Below are 18,595 nucleotides of genomic sequence, written 5' to 3' on the forward strand. Positions count from 1 at the left end.
CAGGCTCGCTCAGAAGGAGAAAATCCGCGCCGGCCGGCAAGCCTTTGCATGCGCCTTTTGACCCTGCGCCATACGATGGGGGATTGTTCTGATGCGGGAATTCTCATTATGTCGCGGGCCGATGGGGCGGGCGCTGCAGGGCAGAAAAGAAGTGCGCAGCGGCCAGCGGCAGGTCGCCGTTTCCGCAGTACCCGATACCTCTGGCTGACACCGACGGGTCGTCAGTGTGTCAGTCGCGCAGTGTCCTGTCTCGTTCTGAAAACAACATTTGCGCGCATCCGGTCAATGCTGTTGCAACCCATACGCTCCCGCAGGGTCAGGGCCGGAACATCAGAACGGTATATCGTCCGATGCGCTGACAAACCTGGCGACGACCTTCTTCGTGCCCGCCTTTTCAAAGGCGATTTCCAGCTTGTCGCCTTCGATCCCCTGCACCGCGCCATAACCGAATTTCTGGTGAAACACCCGTTCGCCGACCGTGAAACCAGACACGGCGTTCATATCGATCACGGTATTGCGGGTCTCTCGCGGCTGGCTCATGGGCCGTTCCTGCGCGCGGGCCTGCAGGCGTCGCCAGCCCGGCGAGTTATAGACATTTGCCTCGGCCGCCGCCTCATGCAGCGTCGATGTGGGCGCCGCGGCCCCATAGCCGCCGCCGTAAAGCCCCGGCGGGGTCAGCACATCCACATGTTCTTCGGGCAGCTCGTCGATAAAGCGCGACGGCATCGAGTTCTGCCACTGGCCAAAGATCCGGCGATTGGCCGCAAAGGAAATCGTACAGACCTCTTCGGCGCGCGTGATGCCGACATAGGCAAGCCGCCGTTCTTCCTCGAGGCCCTTCACACCGCTTTCATCCATCGAGCGCTGCGACGGGAACAGCCCGTCCTCCCAGCCCGGCAGGAAAACAACAGGAAATTCCAACCCCTTGGCTGCGTGCAGCGTCATGATGGACACATTTTCCTCGGCATTCTCACTTTCGTTGTCCATGATCAGACTGACGTGTTCGAGGAACCCCTGCAGGTTCTCAAACCCCTCCAGCGCCTTGACCAGTTCCTTGAGGTTTTCCAGCCTCCCGGGCGCTTCGGGGGTTTTTTCATTCTGCCAGTGGGCGGTATAACCGCTCTCATCCAGGATAATCCCTGCCAGTTCCACATGGCTGATCTCAGGCCGTCCCTGCCCACCTGCATCCAGCACCGCGTCATCGTCCAGCAGAATGCGCGCCTGCATCTGGCCCCGCCAGCGGTCGATCCCTTCGACAAGCTTCGCAAGTGCATTACCGCCCTTGCCGCCGATGGCTTTGGTCTGCACCACGATGCGTGCACCTTCAAACAGGCTGACACCGTTGTCCCGCGCCAGGCGCTGGATCGTCTGCTGCGCCTTGTCGCCGAGCCCCCGTTTGGGCGTATTGACGATCCGCTCAAAGGCCAGATCATCATCCGGGCTGACCACCACGCGAAAATAGGCCATGGCATCGCGGATCTCCATCCGCTCGTAAAACCGCGGGCCGCCAATGACGCGATACGGCAGCCCGATGGTCAGAAACCGGTCTTCAAAGGCGCGCATCTGATGAGACGCGCGCACCAGGATCGCCATGTTGTTCGGGCTTTCAGGGGCGCGCCCCCGTGTCCCACGCTGTGCCGCTTCTATCTCGTCCCCGATCCAGCGGGCTTCCTCGTCACCGTCCCAGTGACCGATCAGCCGGACCTTTTCGCCATCTTCCCTGTCGGTCCAGAGCTCTTTGCCCAGACGCCCCTGATTGCCCCGGATCACGCCGGAGGCCGCCTTGAGAATATGCGGCGTCGAGCGGTAGTTCTGCTCCAGCCGCACCACATGCGCGCCCGGAAAATCCTTTTCAAACCGCAGGATGTTGCCCACCTCGGCCCCGCGCCAGCCATAGATCGACTGGTCATCATCGCCCACGCAGCAGATGTTTTTATGCCCGCCCGCCAGCAGCCGCAGCCACAGATACTGGGCTACATTGGTATCCTGATATTCGTCCACCAGGATATAGCGGAACCAGCGCTGGTACTGCTCCAGCACATCCGGATGGTTCTGGAAAATCGTGACCATGTGCAGCAGCAGGTCACCAAAGTCTGTCGCGTTCAGTTCGATCAGGCGTTTCTGGTATTGCCCGTAAAGCGCAACTCCGCGGTGATTATAGGCCCCCGCATCCGCCGCTGGCACCTTATCCGGTGTCAGTGCGCGGTTTTTCCAGCCGTCGATGATACTGGCCAGCTGGCGCGCAGGCCAGCGTTTGTCGTCGATGCCATCCGCCGCCACCAGCTGTTTCAGCAGCCGCAACTGATCATCTGTATCCAGAATGGTGAAAGTCGATTTCAACCCGGCAAGTTCGGCGTGCCGGCGCAGCAGTTTGACACAGATCGCGTGAAACGTGCCCAGCCAGGGCATCCCCTCGACCGGCTGGCCCAGCATTTTCGACACGCGGATTTTCATCTCGCGTGCGGCCTTGTTGGTAAAGGTCACCGCCAGGATCTCATTGGGGCGCGCCACGCCCCGGTTCAGCAGATGCACGATCCGCGCCGTCAGCGCCCGGGTTTTGCCCGTACCGGCCCCGGCCAGCATCAGCACCGGCCCCTCCAGCTGCTCAACCGCCGCACGCTGCGCCGGATTCAGCCCGTCAAGGTAGGGTTGCGGGCGTGCCGCCATGGCCCGCGCGCTCAGCGATGCGCCTTCAAAGGCGTCCATTTCGTCAAAACTGCTCATGGCGCAACAGTACTCTGCCACATCAAAAAGTAAAAGAGACGTTCACACAATGTTCCACCCGGATAACCGGGCTGGACAATTGCCTGATCTGACGGACAAATACGCGCATGGACCTGCACAGCACTTACCCGGCAATCGCCGATCTGCGCGCCAGAGCAAGGCGGCGCATCCCGAAGTTTGTCTGGGAATATCTCGACTCGGCCACCGGCTCCGAGGCCACAAAACACCGCAACCGCGCAGGCCTGGATCGTGTGGGGCTGATGCCATCGATCCTGCACGGTGAATTCACACCCGATCTCAGCTGCACCCTGCTGGGCCGTGACCTGCCCCTGCCCTTTGGCATCGCGCCCGTGGGGATGTCCGGTCTGATGTGGCCGGACGCAGAGGGCCATCTGGCGCGCGCGGCGGCCCGCGCGGGCATCCCCTATACCCTCTCGACGGTGGCCAGCCAGTCGCCCGAGGACGTCGCCCCACACCTTGGAACAGAGGCCTGGTTTCAGATGTACCCGCCCCGCGACGAGGAAATCCGCCGCGATATGCTGTCGCGCGCCAAAGCCGCCGGGTTTTCGACGCTGGTGCTGACCGTTGACGTGCCCGTGGCCTCGCGCCGCGAACGCCAGACGCGTTCGGGCCTGACGCAGCCGCCCCGCCTGACCCCGCGCCTGCTGGCGCAGGTCGCCACCCGCCCGGCCTGGGCTATTGGCATGGCACAGCGCGGCATGCCCCGGATGCGCGGGCTGGAGAAATACACGCCCAAAACCACCACTGCGCTCTCCTCGACGCAGCACGCAGGCTACCTGCTGCGCACCTCACCGGACCGGGACTATGTCAGCTGGCTGCGGGACGCCTGGGAGGGACCGCTGGTGATCAAAGGCGTGCTGCGCGCCGAAGACGCCGAACCCCTGGAAAAACGCGGTGTTGATGCGCTCTGGGTCTCGAACCACGCAGGCCGACAGTTTGATGCCGCCCCCGCCAGCATCGAGGCCCTGCCGCAGATCCGGGCCGCGACAAAGCTGCCGCTGATTTTCGATTCCGGTGTCGAAGGCGGGCTAGATATTCTGCGCGCACGGGCGCTGGGGGCGGATTTTGTGATGCTTGGCCGGGCGTTTCACTATGCGCTGGCAGCCCTGGGTCCGGCGGGCATCGACCACCTGACCGACATTCTGCGCAGGGACCTTGAAGCGAACATGGGACAACTGGGGGCTGCCACGCTCAACGACCTGCCCGCGCCCTTTGTCCTCGACTGACATCGCCTTCTTCTGGCGAAAAATATCCCCGCCGGAGGCCTGAGTTCCGCAGCTCCGGTTGCATGTGCGCGAAGAAATTGCCTTTCTTGCCGCAGCGCGGCATAGTGCGCGCATCTACCCAGTACTACGCGTTTACGCGCAGCACGAAAGCGCCTAAACAAACGCCACTGCCAGAACGCAAGGGGCCCAAATGCCAGACTTCAAGAAAATCCTGATCGCCAATCGCGGTGAAATCGCCATCCGCATCATGCGGGCCGCCAACGAGATGGGAAAGAAAACGGTCGCCGTCTATGCCGAAGAGGACAAACTGGGCCTGCACCGGTTCAAGGCAGATGAGGCCTACCGCATCGGCGAGGGCCTGGGGCCGGTGGCGGCCTATCTGAGCATTGATGAGATGATCCGCGTGGCCAAGGCCTCAGGTGCGGATGCGATCCACCCGGGCTATGGGCTGCTGTCTGAAAACCCTGCATTTGTGGATGCCTGCGACCAGAACGGCATCACCTTTATCGGCCCGCGTGCAGACACGATGCGTGCGCTTGGCGACAAGGCCTCGGCCCGCCGTGTCGCGGTTGAGGCAGGTGTGCCGGTCATCCCCGCCACCGAGGTGCTGGGCGATGACATGAAAGCCATCAAGTCCGAGGCCAGAGAGATCGGCTATCCCTTGATGCTCAAAGCCTCCTGGGGTGGCGGCGGCCGGGGCATGCGCCCGATCCTTGAGGAAACCGAGCTTGAGGAAAAAGTCCGCGAAGGCCGGCGCGAGGCCGAAGCGGCCTTTGGTAATGGCGAAGGCTATCTGGAAAAGATGATCATGAAGGCCCGCCACGTCGAGGTTCAGATACTGGGTGACAAACATGGCGGCATGTATCACCTCTATGAGCGCGACTGTTCGGTCCAGCGCCGCAACCAGAAGGTCGTTGAACGCGCGCCTGCCCCCTATCTGACCGAAGCGCAGCGCGCCGAGGTCTGCGAGCTGGGCTATAAAATCTGCAAACACGTGAATTACGAATGCGCCGGTACAGTCGAATTCCTGATGGATATGGCGGATGGCAAGTTTTACTTCATCGAGGTGAACCCGCGTGTGCAGGTCGAACACACCGTGACCGAAGAAGTCACCGGCATCGACATTGTCCAGGCCCAGATCCTGATCGCCGAGGGCAAAACCATTGCCGAGGCCACCAACAAACCCACACAAGGCGACGTGCACCTGAACGGCCACGCCCTGCAGACCCGGATCACCACCGAAGACCCGCAAAACAACTTCATCCCGGACTATGGCCGCATCACCGCATTCCGCGAGGCGACCGGCATGGGCATTCGCCTTGATGGCGGTACCGCCTATTCGGGCGGGGTGATCACGCGCTACTACGACAGTCTGCTGGTGAAAGTGACCGCCAGGGCCCAGACGCCCGAAGCCGCGATTGCGCGCATGGATAGAGCGCTGCGTGAATTCCGTATCCGCGGGGTCAGCACGAACATCGCCTTTGTCGAGAACCTGCTGAAGCACGAAACATTCCTCGACAACACCTACCACACCAAATTCATCGACGAGACGCCGGAGCTTTTCCAGTTCTCCAAACGCCGTGACCGGGGCACCAAGGTTCTGACCTACATCGCGGATATCACCGTGAACGGGCACCCGGAAACCAAGAACCACCCGCGCCCGGCAGCCCACGTCAAAGACCCGCGCCCGCCTGCCCTGCGCGCCGAGCCGATGATGGGCACGCGCAACCTGCTGGAGCAGAAAGGCCCGCAGGCCGTGGCCGACTGGATGAAACAGCAAAGGCAATTGCTGATCACCGACACCACCATGCGTGACGGTCACCAGTCCCTGCTGGCCACACGGATGCGCAGCCACGATATGATCAAAGTGGCACCGGCCTATTCCGCCAATCTGCCACAGCTTTTCAGCGTTGAATGCTGGGGCGGGGCGACCTTTGACGTGGCTTACCGGTTCCTGCAGGAATGCCCCTGGCAGCGCCTGCGCGATCTGCGCGCAGCCATGCCCAACCTGATGACGCAGATGCTGCTGCGCGCCTCCAACGGCGTGGGCTACACCAACTATCCCGACAACGTGGTGCAGGAATTTGTGCGGGTCGCCGCCAACACCGGCGTCGACGTTTTCCGCGTGTTTGACAGCCTGAACTGGGTCGAGAACATGCGCGTTGCCATGGACGCAGTGATCGAGGCAGACAAGGTCTGCGAAGGCACGATCTGTTATACCGGCGACATCAACGACCCGGACCGCGCCAAGTACAACCTTAAATACTATGTCGATATGGGCAAAGAGCTGCGTGATGCCGGGGCTCATGTGCTGGGCCTCAAGGATATGGCCGGTCTGCTGAAACCCGCCGCCGCGCGCCAGCTGATCAAAGCGCTGAAAACCGAAGTGGGGCTGCCGATCCACTTCCATACACATGACACGGCGGGCGTGGCCTGTGCCACGATCCTCGCCGCCTCAGAGGCCGGTGTGGACGCGGTGGACTGCGCCATGGACGCGCTGTCCGGCAATACCAGCCAGGCGACTCTGGGCTCTGTCGTCTCTGCTTTGCACCATACTGACCGGGACACCGGGCTGGACATGGCAGCCGTGCGCGAAATCTCCGACTACTGGGAAGAAGTACGCGGACATTACGCCGCATTCGAGACCGGCATGCAGGCCCCCTCCTCCGAGGTTTACCTGCACGAAATGCCTGGCGGGCAGTTCACCAACCTCAAGGCCCAGGCGGCCTCTCTGGGGCTGGATGACCGCTGGCCCGAGGTCGCCCGCACCTATGCGGATGTGAACCAGATGTTCGGCGATATCGTCAAGGTCACGCCGTCTTCCAAGGTTGTTGGTGATATGGCGCTGATGATGGTGGCACAGGGTCTGACCCGCGCCGAGGTCGAGGACCCCGGCACTGACGTGTCCTTCCCCGACAGTGTGGTCGATATGATGCGCGGCAATCTTGGCCAGCCTCCGGGCGGTTTCCCCGACACCATCGTGAAAAAGGTGCTCAAGGACGAAAAACCCAATCTGGAGCGCCCGGGCAAACATCTGCCTGCAACGGATCTGGAGAAGGTCCGTCAGGAAGTCACCAAAGCCCTTGAAGGCAAAGAGATCGATGATGAGGACCTGAGCGGATACCTCATGTATCCTAAGGTGTTCCTCGATTACATGGGGCGGCATCGGACCTATGGGCCTGTCCGTACGCTGCCCACACGCACCTTCTTTTACGGGATGGAACCGGGCGAGGAGATCACCGCAGAAATCGACCCTGGCAAGACCCTGGAAATCCGGCTGCAGGCGGTGGGTGACACCAACGAGGACGGCGAGGTCAAAGTCTTCTTTGAACTGAACGGCCAGCCGCGCGTGATCCGTGTGCCCAACCGTCTGGTCAAAGCCAGCACGGCCCAGCGGCCCAAGGCGGAAACCGGCAATGCCAACCATATCGGCGCGCCTATGCCAGGCGTTGTCGCATCTGTTGCGGCGACCACCGGCGCAAAGGTTAACGCGGGCGATCTGCTGCTGACCATCGAGGCGATGAAGATGGAAACCGGCATCCACGCCGAACGCGCCGCCGTGGTCAAAGCGGTACATGTCCAGCCTGGCGGTCAGATTGACGCCAAGGATCTGCTGGTAGAACTGGAATAAACCTAGCATCTGACCCAAAACAATAAGCCCGCGGTATTAATCCACGGGCTTTTGTTGTCCGGTGGTGCAGGTGACCGGGCGGCGTTGTCAACTGACGGCGCGCTGCCCGCGAAACCGTCTCAAGGCACCCAGACCAGCCACGCTGGCGATCAGCATCCAGCCTGCGGCAGGCAAAGGCGTTGGCACGATCTGTACAGGCGCAGCAGTCGCAGCGCCGAGGTGTGACAGCTTCTTGCCTTCGATTTTAAAGCCCGGATTGTCCGTCAGCAGACTGAAATCGAATGTGCCCGAAAACGCTGTGCCCTGCCCCACACCCTCAAACAGAAAGGCCGCATAATTTGAACCCGCTTTGAGCGTCACCACGAACAGGTCGATCACAGCGCCTGCATCAATTGACCAGTCGCCGTAGCGCGCTCTGTTATCCGCTGTGACGCCCGAGCCCGCATCATCGGATTTGCCCAGCACAGACCATCCTGCATCACTCAGGTCGAAAAGCGCGCCACTTTGCAGCCCCGGCAACAGCGTCGCCTTTTTGCCGCTGTTGATATCATTGCCGTCGACATAGATGCACCGGTCCGCCGAGAGGCTGAGACCACCGGTGGCATCCACCTGCGTCAGCGTTACCGCGCTCAGTTCACGCGCAGAGCCACAGGCCGCTGTTGTCAGTGTTGCAGCGGATGCCACCGATGTACCGGCCACGAAAAGCGTCGTCGCCAGGGCCACGGTCATTGCTCTTAAATTCTTCACTTCGTTACTCCCACTTTCCTTTGTTCTCCGATGAGATCCCATTCTTTCCATCAGGTCTGTCCGGGTCTTTTCTGCGGCCCGGTTCGCGGCTTTTCTGCACACATCCTGATGCGTTGACCGCGCGATCCTGTCAGCACGCGCCTCAACGGACACACAGGGCCGCAATTCAGCTGCCCTTTCGCGGTGTTGTCATGAGAATTTACGCACCGGGTCAGCGAAAGTTTCACCGCCGGTGAGATTCTTTCTCCATTCCTGTTATGCGAAAGGTTCCCCACCAGGTCGCGGGAACATCTGGTTACGCCTTGGGTTTTCTGGCAGACCCGCACCATGAAACTTTCTGCATTCACCGTTCTTGTTCCCGACTATGACGCTGGCATTCGTTTTTTCTGCGGTATACTTGGTTTTGAGCTTTGCGAAGACCTGAACCAGGGCAGAAAACGCTGGGTAACCGTTTGTGCACCGGGCGGCGGCGTGCAGATCGTGCTGGCCCGCGCAGACACGCCAGAGCAGAGAGCGGCAACCGGCCGTCAGGTCGGCGGGCGTGTCTGGCTCTTTCCGGAAACCGACGATTTTGAACGTGACCATGCGCGACTGATACGCGAAGGAATCCGGTTTGACGAAGAACCCCGCGATGAACCCTATGGCCGGGTCGCCGATTTTTTGCCGATCCCTTTGGCAACCGCTGGGATCTGATCCGCCGCACATGAGCGACCGCAGCGGGGCTGTTCACCTGCATCACTGTCCTGCTTCAAACTATTTGCAGAATTCCGGGATTTTTCTCTTGCAGATCATAACCAGCGGGGCTATCTCACCGGCACCCAAGGATGCGGGCGTAGCTCAGGGGTAGAGCATAACCTTGCCAAGGTTAGGGTCGGGCGTTCGAATCGCCTCGCCCGCTCCAATGGGGACCTCAGATAAAACAAGCACCTGCTGCGCATAAGTAGCGCGGCTTTGCCTTGGAAAATGAACAATTTTGATTGGCGTTCACAGTTGCGAATGTGAACCTCTGTCCGGGCAAGGTGCGCAAAGCATGGCTTTGGCACCGTGGCTCTACCCCCGAGCTGCGCCCGAAAAACACCATAGACAAAGCTGTGCCACGCAGAATGTTCACGATATTGCCCGGCTTGTTTGGCTTTGCGCCTTTGGTCTTTCCCCGACTGTGTGTCGCACGATGAAAGATCGCCGGGTTTTCCTGCAGTATTGGTCGGTATCATTGATCATTTTTGCCGAATAGTTATTCCGATCTGATCTGCGATACTGAAGAAAAGCCAATGTCGCCCGGGAGTCGAAAAATGTTTCAGGAATTCGTGGAGGAGTGGATCGAAGGAGACGGTGCAACCCTGTTCGTCCGCCGCGCCGGCCCGGAGAGCGCGCCGCCGGTTGTATTGTTGCACGGCTATCCGCAGACATCCGCGATGTGGCACGGCGTGGCGCCGTTACTGGCCCGCTCCTTTCAGGTCATATGCCCGGATTTACGCGGATATGGCCGTTCGGGCAAACCGGCATCGGGTCCGCCGCATCAACCTTACTCGAAACGCGCCATGGCCAGTGATATTGTCACAGTCATGCAGCGTCTGGGGCACAAGCGCTTTTTGGTGGGGGCACATGACCGCGGCGCGCGCGTGGCGCATCGCCTGGGTCTTGATCATCCCGACCGCGTCGCGGCCATGGTGTTGCTCGATATTGCTCCGACCCGCGAGATGTATGCCGGCACAAACGCCCGGTTCGCGCAGGCTTACTGGCACTGGTTCTTTCTGACACAGCCAGAGCCACTGCCGGAGCAGATGATCGGTGCGGATCCAGAGGCGTTCTGGAAGCTGAAGTGTTTCAATCAGGCCCGGGGCAAGGCACCGTTTTCGCCCGAAGCCCTGTCAGAATATCTGACGGCCTTCGCAAGTCCGGACGCCATTCACGCCAGCTGCGAGGATTACCGGGCGGCCGCCGGCATCGACACGGAACATGACAATGAAGACGTAGACCGGAAGCTCGACATGCCGGTCCTTGCGCTCTGGGCGAAACAGGGCGTGATCGAGACCTGTTTCGATGCCCTCAGCCTCTGGCGCAGACGCGCCGAACGCGTCGAAGGCGAAGCACTCGACGCAACCCACTATATCGCCGAAGAAATTCCAGAAGAAATCGCAGCGCGAATGTCAGAATTCTTCGCCCGAAATCCGATCCTTGCGGAGACTGCCAGATGACCCGTACGCTCTACGACAAACTGGTCGACGCCCACAGGGTCTGCGACCTGCCCGACGGCGGCATGCTGGTTTATGTCGATTTCCACATCATGAATGAATACACCAGCCCGCAGGCGTTTTCCGGTCTCGACAGCAAAGCCCTCGCGGTCCGGCGTCCCGAAGCGCATCTCGCCGTCATTGATCATGTGAACGCGACCAGGAGCCAGGAGCCCCATGACGCGGCCTCGAAACTGCTGATCGACAATCTTGAGGCCAATTGCACCCGACATGGCATCGCCTTTTATGGCCTGGGCGACCGGCGTCAGGGCATCGAACATGTGGTGGTGCCTGAACAGGGTCTGGTGGCACCCGGCATGCTGATTGCCTGCGGAGACAGCCACACCACCACCTACGGCGCTTTTGGCGCGCTTGGGTTCGGGATTGGCACGTCCGAGGTCGAACATGTGCTTGCTTCCCAGACACTTCGTTACAAACGGCTGAAAACCATGCTGGTTGAGGTCGACGGCCATCTGCCGCCCGGGGCCACGGCCAAGGACATCATCATGAAGGTGATCAACGTTGTCGGCGCGGGAGGTGCCAACGGGTTTGCGGTGGAATTTGCAGGATCAGCGATCCGGGAACAGAACATGCCAGGACGGATGACCATCTGCAACATGGCGGTAGAGCTTGGCGCGCGCGCCGCCCTGATCGCCGCTGATGCCAAAGCATACCGCGCCGCCGCCGGTCGGGCCCACAGCGACATGCTGCATTTTGACACTGAGGCCTGGGTGTCCGAGCCGGATGCAGAATTCGACCAGGTATTCCGCATTGACGCCGGTGACATCGCACCGCTGGTCAGCTGGGGCACCAGCCCGGATCAGTCCGTACCCATTGACGGCGCGGTCCCTTTTGCCACCCCGGATATGCCCCCCGGGGCCAAAGCAGCCCTGACACGCGCACTGGAATATATGGGTCTGGAACAGGGGCAACCGGCGCAGTCCATCCACATTGACAGTGCCTTTATCGGCTCCTGCACCAACAGCCGGATTGAAGACCTTCGTGCGGCAGCAGACATCCTTCGGGGGCGCAAAGTCGCTCAAGGCGTCGGGGCCATCGTTGTGCCGGGCTCGGCTTTGACGCGGATGCAGGCCGAGGCCGAAGGCCTTGATCGTGTATTTATCGAGGCCGGGTTCGACTGGCGCCCGGAAAGCGGCTGTTCGATGTGCCTGGCCATGAATGACGATATCGCCCGGGACGGCGAACGTGTCGCCTCCTCCACCAACCGCAACTTTGAAGGCCGCCAGGGCCGCGGTGCGCGCACCCATCTGATGAGCCCGGCCATGGTGGCCGCTGCTGCCATCGCCGGGCATCTTGCCGATGTGCGCGCGTTTCAACAGGAGATTTCCTGAATGCCCGGGACAGTGACCGGCCTTGCCGCCCCTCTTGCGCTGACAAATGTCGATACCGATGTGATCATGCCCAAGCGGTTCCTGATCACCATCTCGCGCGAAGGTCTCGCCGATGGTGCATTTGCCGATCTGCGGTTTGACGACACCGGCAACATCCGCCCAGACTTCATTTTGAACAGGGCACCCTGGTCGGATGCCACGATCCTGGTCGTCGGAGACAATTTCGGCTGCGGATCAAGCCGTGAACATGCGGTCTGGGGCATGCGCCAATTAGGCATCGATGCCTGCATCGGCACAGGTTTTGCGGGGATTTTCTACGACAATGCCCGCAAAAACGGGCTGGCCCTGCCCGTCGTGTCCGCCGAGGCACGTGACGCGTTCCTGCAGCTGGCAGGTTCTGAGAACGGCGTCGGGTTTTCTGTCGACATCCGGGACCGCACAATCAGAGCCGGGGAGATGACCATCCCCTTTTCCATGGACGATGCCACGCGATACGCGCTGATCCACGGCGCCGATGACACGCGCGATACCCTGGCCTATGCTGACGCGATCCAGGCTTACGAAGACGGGCTGGCAGATGGCATGCGGGTCAGCGTCATCAAATGACGGAAAGGGAAATTCGGATTGGACATCAGGCAACTGGAATGCTTTGTCGCCGTCGCAGAAGAGCTCCACTTCCGAAAGGCGGGTGAGCGCCTGAGGCTCAGCCAGTCCGCCCTCTCTGAGCGCATCTCGGCACTGGAACAAGAACTGGGCGCACAGTTGTTTTTCCGGACAACAAGACAGGTCAGCCTGACCCAGGCCGGATCGGAATTTCTCCAGGATGCCCGGAAAATACTCGCCGACATCGAACGAACCGTTTCCAGCGTGCGTCACACCGCCGCCTCTGACCTGCGCCACATCCGGGTGAGCGGGGTCGATGAAGCCATCTCGATGTTGCTGCCAGGGGCGCTCCTGGCTTTTCGTCAGAGCGATCCGACGGTCCATGTCCAGATCCTCGAAATCTCGTCCTCCGAAAAGCACACACAGGAATTGATCGGGCGCAGAACTGATGTGGCTTTTGTCCGGACGCCACCCAAAGACGATTTCATTACCAGCGAGCTGCTCAGCCGCCAGCCGGTCGTGGTGGTTCTTGCCGATACCAATCCACTCTCAGGCGCGGCGTCGCTTTGTGCATCCGACGTCGTCGGTCAACCGATCGTGGGCTATCCAAAGCACGCGCGGCCTATTCTGCATGAAACACTGTGGAGCAGTTTCCGGCAGATCGGTGCCCAACCGAATATCATCTGCGAGATCACCGACAAATCCACTCTGCTGCAGTGCGTTGCCCATGGTCTTGGGATTGCGCTGGTGCCGGCCTGGGTAAAGAACATCGCGCCACCCGGCGTCACTTTCGTCCCCTTTGAACCCTGCAAAAATCAAATTGAACTCTACGTCGCGTTTCGGAAATCCGGAAACTCCGACACCCTGACAAGGTTCGTGGATGTTGTGAGAGAAACGGCAAACGGATCTTTGTTCAAAACATGATGCTCGGAGCATGCGGTGGTCCGTTTCGCGGGGGTTTCACCAATTGCCAAGTTGCAATCCACCGCATACGGCCATTTCTGATCTGTGAGCCGCAGTCCACCTTACCCGCATCCTGTCCAGTCAGGCTTCAGATTTCACAGCCTGAAGCCACATGGCGCATATTCAGCTGGTCCGGCCTCGTGTCGGGACGTTTCATCCCAGGCTATGACCGGTCTCGACGTCATACGACTCTGGCGCGGCAGCCTGGTTCCTTTGGCGGCGCAGCCTTTAGCCAAAAGCCTTCCGTTCAAACACCCTGTTACTCCAAACCGAGGCATCGCTGACCTGAATTGCGAAAACCCCGCCGCATCGCGTTGTCTGGCTTTCGGAAGCCCGGCGTGCAATTTTGAGCATCATTTTTCCAGCTGATCTTACAAAACAGCTGCGTTGCGACCGGGTAACATGACCACCCTTGCACAGGGTGCTCTGCGGTGTGTTGATCCCCCAAACCACCACGTCATCGGTGAAATCATCATGGTTCGTCGGGCCGATCCCCTGCAGGTCTTTCTGACCCACCTGCTGCACCGGGACCCGGACGAACAGGAACGCAAGGTGTCATTGCCCACGCTCAGGCATCTGACCCGCCGCTTCTGGCCTTCGGAGCCTGCAACGGCCCTTTCTCTGCAATCACTCCCGGCATTTGTTCTGAATGTTCCCAGGGACACGATGCGCCGCCAGTGTCTGACATGTCTCTTTGCACAGCCGCGATGGCAGCAAGGTACTGAAGCTGTGTGATCACGGCGCGAAAAAACCGGCTGAGGCCGGTCGGGGAATACGGTCATGTCCGCTGTGGCCCGCGCCTTATAAGCGCGATGGTGTAAGACAGCTTTTCCACGAGATCTGACATCTGCTGGTCCGAAACACGCCTCTTCATGGGAAACTCTTTGGCCCGGTCTGGTGTTGCAGTTCCTGGGTTAGCTATCTCAATTGTCTTATTGACCAGAAACAGCCCCCCGCCCCGAACTCTGCCTTCAGAGGGGCGGGATTTCGGGGCAGCAATCGGACACAGCCAACCGCCCCTCCGCTCGCACGCTGACCATTGTTCAGATGTAACTCTGCCGACCCGCGACATTGCAAATCAAGAAGTCCTTCCGACATACCGCGACACTGGAATTGTTGCCAGCGGCACAAGGCGCTCGCCGACCCACTGAGGTCACCGGATTCCAGGAAAAATGCAAAAGCAAAGCGCCGGACCGTCGGCGCAAACCCAGGGTCAGCATGGACCCTGCTCCCGCATAATATCCTCAGGTGTCAGTCTTTCTCCACCCGTGCGTCCTTTTGCACGGCAAAGGATGTGACCTGTCCCAGCTTGGCATCAAAGCCTGCGGCGACATAGGCCTCCAGTTTCTCAAACGGCATCGGTCTGGCAAAATAAAACCCCTGCAGCGTATCACACCCCAGGTCGGTCATAATGGCTGCATGCTCGGCCGTTTCCACACCTTCGGCAGTGACCGAAATCCCAAGCGCCTTGCCCATTTCGATCATATTGCGTGCCAGCGCCCTGCCCGTCATGTCCTTGTCGACGGGCTGAACCAGCATGCGGTCCAGCTTCATGACATGGGGTTGCAGATGCTTCAGGCCAATCACCGAAGCATGCCCGGACCCGAAATCATCCACCTCGATCTGAAAACCGCTGTCGCGCAGATGATTGATCCGGCGGGCAAAATTCTGGTCCTGCTCCTCGACCAGAACACTTTCCAGGATCTCCAGCGCCACAACCGTATCACCAATGTCGTGGCACCCCACGATATCCTCGATCGGCATATTCACCAGCTGATGCACATCCATGTTGAAGGATATCTTGGGCACGCAGTACCCCTGCCGGTTCAGCTGTGCGATCCTGCTCAGCCCGAACTCGAGCACCTGGCGGTCGATGTCCGGCGTCAGGCGCAGCTGCTCAGCCACGCGCAGGAACTGCGATGGCGGCAACAGGCCGCGCGTCGGATGAAGCCAGCGCACGAGCGCCTCGACACCGACCAGAACGCCGGTACGGGCATCAAACTGTGGCTGAAAAAATGCCTCAAACTCCGACTTTTTGATGCCCAGTTCGATCTCTGCAGAAAGCATACGTTTTTCATTCACGATACTGTGCAGCTGCGGGGTATAGAGAGTTGCTGTGTTGCGACCGTGTTCCTTGGCCGCATAGAGTGCCGAGTCCGCACTTTTCAGCAGGTCAGTGTTCCTGAGCAGACCATCCATAGCAGTCGCAATGCCAAAACTGGCCCCAACCCGGCAGGTTTTTCCCTCAAACTGGGTTTCTTTTCGGATCTCGCGCAACAGTTTGCGGGTCATTGTCTTCGCAACCTCGGCCCCCCGCCCGATCTCCAGCAGGATGACGAATTCGTCACCGCCGATGCGCGCCGCGATGTCACCGGGCTGTACGCCCGCCCGCAGAATATCGGCAACACTGCGCAGGACAAAATCACCCGCCGCATGGCCCAGCGTATCGTTGACGTTTTTAAAGTGATCGAGATCCACGCGGATCAGCGTGCGCGGGGGATGCACGTCCGTCACTTCGGTTTCCAGAATGCCATCAAGACAGCGGCGGTTGGGCAACCCGGTGAGCACATCATGCAGCGACTGTTTTTCGGTCGCGGCCTTGGCCTGGGCAAGTTTTTCCTGCGCTTCCTTGGCCGCGGTGATGTCGGTTGAGATACTGACAAACCGCTGGCCTGTTGCATCCGTCGCCTCAAGCGGGGAAATCCCCAGGCTGATCCAGTGGGGCGTGCCGTCCTTGCGGTAATTCAACAGTTCCGCCTGCACCGGCTGGTGACGTCTGGCAGCCTCTGATATCCTTTTCACTGTGGCGAGATCTGTTTCGGGCCCATGCAGAAACTCGGCAGGCCTGAGCCCCACAATTTCTGCCGGGTCATGACCCGTCACGGTTTTGAACGCGTTATTGGCCCAGATGATCCGGGCCTCTGCATCGGTGACAAAGATGCACTCATGCGCCATTTCGGCAATCTGGGCCAGTTCGGCCAGCTCGCTCTGCTGTTGCGCCAGAGTCTCGCGGGATTTTTCCAGCTCTGCATGCGGTCGCACAATGGCCCGCATACCGGACGCGGCCATCATGCTGAACGGCACAATCAGCGCCAGCATGGCAACACCAATGGCCGTCATCACAAGGTTAAACCCAAGACTGGCAAGGGTTTTCTGGTCAGTATCGACGATCAGATGAAAATCACCACCCGGCATCTGTGTCGATATCATTTCCCCCTCAAGCCCGAACCACTCAGCCCAGCGTTCTTTTTGAAAAGTGGTCGCGATCACTGTCGCCGGCTGGCCTTCTGCTGCGGTCAGGATATGCGCCAGGTCCACCGTGCGCTCAAACACCAGCAGCCCTTCCACCTGTCCCAGCGACAGGATCGGAATGGCAATCATGAAATGCGCCGTATGCTCGCCGCGCCCGGGCCGGTAGGATACGCGCGGCGACGGTGGCAGACGGCCACTGACCATGTCGGCAATCCCCTCAGCGGCCTCGACCGGTAAAAACGGCGAATTGCCGCTTTCCGTCAGCGCCGACAGCAAAACCCGGCCCCGGAAATCAAGCAGCCGGATGTTCTGTGTATTCTGCAGCGTCAGCATCGCACTGACCGCGCGCGCGCTGCGGGTTTCGTGCCCGGTTACAAAATCCGCGATGTCGGAGGAGCGCGCCAGAAACTCGCCTTCATCCACCAGCCCATCCAGTATGGGGGCGATGACATTGGCCTTGGTCTGCAGATGGGACTGTTTTGCCTCCAGCTGCATCTGTTTCAGCGTCGGCGCCGAGGCAAACCAGACAGCACCGGCCACGCAGAGAATGGACAGAATGTATCCGAACAGCGTCAGCTTCAGAAAGCGGCGCATGAAATTGACACGCTGCATGGCGGCTATCCGAGTCCGGCAGGCGGCATGTCCGCGCTGGTTTTAGTGGTCACGTCGGGCAAAACAGCCGGGATACGCATCACAGCAACCACCCGCCCACAGGCATCCGGTGCACCCAGAGGTCCACTGCCTCGCACCAAGGCGGCGCTCATCTGCCTGTTCAGGTACCCGCGCGCACCGGTCATTCAGGTCTCCTTTACCCGCGACAATCCTCTCTTGTAAGGTTTTAGGAAGCGTTTACCGCGCTGCGCAGGTGTCGGTCTGCACGCGGTGTTTTCAGTTAAAAAGCACATCAAAACTGAACTGCTTTTCCGCGGCCGGGGTGCTCTGCCGCGGCAACAACGCACGCGCTCGTGCGCTCAGAATGCGTCTCTGGTTTCCTCAAGCGCGCGCAGAAACCAGCGCTGGAACAGGATGACCAGCAGCAGCGGTGGCAGAATTGTCAGCACCACCAGCGCCATGCCCGGCCCGCTTTCCTGCCCGATCAGCCGAATGCCCCGGACAAGCGTATAGTGCCGCTCGTCGGTGCTGATCATCAACGGCCAGAGGTACTGGTTCCAACCGATCATAAAAGACACCACAAAAACAGCACCGCCGCGCTCGCGCGACAACGGCAGGATGAAATCGACAAAAAACCGCACCGGACCCGCCCCATCCAGACGCGCCGCCTCGATGTATTCCCCCGGAAAACTCAGGAAAAGCTGGCGGAAAAACAGCGTCCCCAGCGCCACCATGACAGCGGGCAGGATCATGCCCGTATGGGTGTTGATCAGCCCCAGATAGGAGGTGATCTGAAAGGTGGTGATAAACCGGCTCTCCAGCGGCAGCAGCAGCGTGGCAAGCGTGATCCAGAAAAACGCACCCGCCGGCGGCAGACGAAACATCACCAGCCCATAGGCTGCCAGCAGCGACAAGCCGGTGGTCGCAACGCCGATCCCTGTCGCCACGATCATCGAGTTGCGCAGCATATCCGTGGCTATGATCTGGTCGGTAAATCCGGCCTGCAGGGTCAGAATGGTGCGGAAATTCTCCAGACCATGGCGGCCCGGCACCAGGCTCAGCCCCTCTGCCACCAGCACAGACGTTGGCTGTGTCGAGGCGGCAAAAACCAGCAGCACCGGCACAATCAGAAACAGCACCCCGGCAAGCAGCACGGCATGGGCAAAAAGACGCTGCGTCAGGGACCTGTGCATGAATGGCCTGCCCCGGCCCGCTCCGAACGCGCCCGGG

Annotated in this window: 12 protein-coding genes and 1 tRNA gene; 9 read left to right on the plus strand and 4 right to left on the minus strand. The window is 60.3% G+C overall.

Going from position 1 to position 18,595, the window contains the following annotated elements:
- Window positions 1-330: 330 nt before the first annotated feature.
- A complete protein-coding gene (locus Q1A34_RS04935; protein WP_300031557.1) occupies window positions 331-2,724 on the minus strand; it encodes an ATP-dependent helicase in 2,394 nt (797 codons plus the stop codon).
- A gap of 107 nt (window positions 2,725-2,831) precedes the next feature.
- Between Q1A34_RS04935 and Q1A34_RS04940 the strand changes: the two genes are divergently transcribed.
- Both Q1A34_RS04940 and Q1A34_RS04945 read left to right on the plus strand, forming a co-directional pair.
- Window positions 2,832-3,971 (plus strand): alpha-hydroxy acid oxidase, encoded by a 1,140-nt coding sequence (locus Q1A34_RS04940; RefSeq protein ID WP_300031560.1) that lies wholly within the window; start codon window positions 2,832-2,834, stop codon window positions 3,969-3,971.
- 190 nt (window positions 3,972-4,161) lie between these two features.
- A complete protein-coding gene (locus tag Q1A34_RS04945) occupies window positions 4,162-7,602 on the plus strand; it encodes a pyruvate carboxylase (RefSeq protein WP_300031563.1) in 3,441 nt (1,146 codons plus the stop codon).
- 87 nt (window positions 7,603-7,689) lie between these two features.
- Here Q1A34_RS04945 and Q1A34_RS04950 read toward each other — a convergent pair whose 3' ends face one another.
- Entirely contained in the window at window positions 7,690-8,349 is a 660-nt protein-coding gene (locus tag Q1A34_RS04950) for a VPLPA-CTERM sorting domain-containing protein (RefSeq protein ID WP_300031566.1), read from the minus strand.
- A 327-nt stretch (window positions 8,350-8,676) separates the two neighbouring features.
- Here Q1A34_RS04950 and Q1A34_RS04955 point away from each other — a divergent pair, with 327 nt between their 5' ends.
- From Q1A34_RS04955 to Q1A34_RS04985, 7 genes are all read left to right on the plus strand, one after another.
- On the plus strand, window positions 8,677-9,042 hold the full coding sequence (locus tag Q1A34_RS04955; protein ID WP_366942806.1) for a VOC family protein: 366 nt from the start codon (window positions 8,677-8,679) through the stop codon (window positions 9,040-9,042).
- A gap of 133 nt (window positions 9,043-9,175) precedes the next feature.
- Window positions 9,176-9,250: transfer RNA gene (locus tag Q1A34_RS04960), tRNA-Gly, on the plus strand.
- Window positions 9,251-9,641: 391 nt separating this feature from the next.
- Window positions 9,642-10,547 (plus strand): alpha/beta hydrolase, encoded by a 906-nt coding sequence (locus Q1A34_RS04965; protein WP_300031569.1) that lies wholly within the window; start codon window positions 9,642-9,644, stop codon window positions 10,545-10,547.
- On the plus strand, window positions 10,544-11,935 hold the full coding sequence (leuC, locus tag Q1A34_RS04970; protein ID WP_300031572.1) for a 3-isopropylmalate dehydratase large subunit: 1,392 nt from the start codon (window positions 10,544-10,546) through the stop codon (window positions 11,933-11,935). Before Q1A34_RS04965 ends, leuC begins: the two co-directional genes overlap by 4 nt.
- Window positions 11,936-12,541, plus strand: coding sequence for a 3-isopropylmalate dehydratase small subunit (gene leuD / locus Q1A34_RS04975; RefSeq protein WP_300031575.1), 606 nt, complete (start codon window positions 11,936-11,938; stop codon window positions 12,539-12,541).
- 18 nt (window positions 12,542-12,559) lie between these two features.
- Complete coding sequence (locus tag Q1A34_RS04980) at window positions 12,560-13,462, plus strand: LysR family transcriptional regulator (RefSeq protein ID WP_300031578.1); 903 nt, start codon at window positions 12,560-12,562, stop codon at window positions 13,460-13,462.
- 441 nt (window positions 13,463-13,903) lie between these two features.
- On the plus strand, window positions 13,904-14,236 hold the full coding sequence (locus tag Q1A34_RS04985) for a hypothetical protein (protein WP_300031581.1): 333 nt from the start codon (window positions 13,904-13,906) through the stop codon (window positions 14,234-14,236).
- A 516-nt stretch (window positions 14,237-14,752) separates the two neighbouring features.
- Here Q1A34_RS04985 and Q1A34_RS04990 read toward each other — a convergent pair.
- Entirely contained in the window at window positions 14,753-17,365 is a 2,613-nt protein-coding gene (locus Q1A34_RS04990) for an EAL domain-containing protein (RefSeq protein ID WP_300031584.1), read from the minus strand.
- A gap of 359 nt (window positions 17,366-17,724) precedes the next feature.
- On the minus strand, window positions 17,725-18,558 hold the full coding sequence (locus Q1A34_RS04995; protein WP_300031586.1) for an ABC transporter permease subunit: 834 nt from the start codon (window positions 18,556-18,558) through the stop codon (window positions 17,725-17,727).
- Window positions 18,559-18,595: the final 37 nt, after the last annotated feature.

Source organism: uncultured Roseobacter sp. (assembly GCF_947491795.1).
Taxonomy (GTDB): domain Bacteria; phylum Pseudomonadota; class Alphaproteobacteria; order Rhodobacterales; family Rhodobacteraceae; genus Roseobacter.

Excerpts from the sequence above, each read along its gene's own strand:
- Q1A34_RS04955 (WP_366942806.1), top strand. The coding sequence starts at position 8,677 with ATGAAACTTTCTGCATTCACCGTTCTTGTTCCCGACTATGACGCTGGC.
- Q1A34_RS04940 (WP_300031560.1), top strand. The coding sequence starts at position 2,832 with ATGGACCTGCACAGCACTTACCCGGCAATCGCCGATCTGCGCGCCAGA.
- leuD (WP_300031575.1), top strand. The coding sequence starts at position 11,936 with ATGCCCGGGACAGTGACCGGCCTTGCCGCCCCTCTTGCGCTGACAAAT.
- Q1A34_RS04995 (WP_300031586.1), bottom strand. The coding sequence starts at position 18,558 with ATGCACAGGTCCCTGACGCAGCGTCTTTTTGCCCATGCCGTGCTGCTT.
- Q1A34_RS04965 (WP_300031569.1), top strand. The coding sequence starts at position 9,642 with ATGTTTCAGGAATTCGTGGAGGAGTGGATCGAAGGAGACGGTGCAACC.
- Q1A34_RS04945 (WP_300031563.1), top strand. The coding sequence starts at position 4,162 with ATGCCAGACTTCAAGAAAATCCTGATCGCCAATCGCGGTGAAATCGCC.
- Q1A34_RS04985 (WP_300031581.1), top strand. The coding sequence starts at position 13,904 with ATGACCACCCTTGCACAGGGTGCTCTGCGGTGTGTTGATCCCCCAAAC.
- leuC (WP_300031572.1), top strand. The coding sequence starts at position 10,544 with ATGACCCGTACGCTCTACGACAAACTGGTCGACGCCCACAGGGTCTGC.
- Q1A34_RS04935 (WP_300031557.1), bottom strand. The coding sequence starts at position 2,724 with ATGAGCAGTTTTGACGAAATGGACGCCTTTGAAGGCGCATCGCTGAGC.
- Q1A34_RS04990 (WP_300031584.1), bottom strand. The coding sequence starts at position 17,365 with ATGCAGCGTGTCAATTTCATGCGCCGCTTTCTGAAGCTGACGCTGTTC.